Raw genomic sequence first — 286 nt, 5'->3', positions numbered from 1 at the left:
TGTCTCTCCCGGGTTGTGATCCCATCCGGGATCGACGCTGGTGGATACCATCCGGACTTTTCCAGTGCGGGGATTTGTCCATGCTCTTGTTTCTGTTTGTGGGATTGTGACTGCCAGGCTGTTGTCTTCTACTTCCTCCTTCGTCATTTGCACCACACCACACCGGCAGTTCCAGCCGTTGGGAGGATAGTGTTGTTTCCAGAAGGGGTCGGTTACTGCAGCGACGGTGGCGTTCCACTGCAGGTGCTCGAGCCTGACCCGGTCGTCCTCGATAGCGTCATACATC

The 286-nt window shown here is 56.3% G+C and carries 1 protein-coding gene; it reads right to left on the bottom strand.

The features are described from left to right. Window positions 1-286 (bottom strand): phage head morphogenesis protein (locus tag E1189_RS02055; RefSeq protein WP_268921568.1); only part of this gene is annotated, 286 nt, incomplete at both ends.

Origin of the sequence: Parendozoicomonas verongulae (genome assembly GCF_009711465.1) — a bacterium.
Lineage (GTDB): Bacteria > Pseudomonadota > Gammaproteobacteria > Pseudomonadales > Endozoicomonadaceae > Sansalvadorimonas > Sansalvadorimonas verongulae.
The sequence above is the reverse complement of the archived record's forward strand: the minus strand, read 5'-3'. Positions and strand labels throughout refer to the sequence as shown.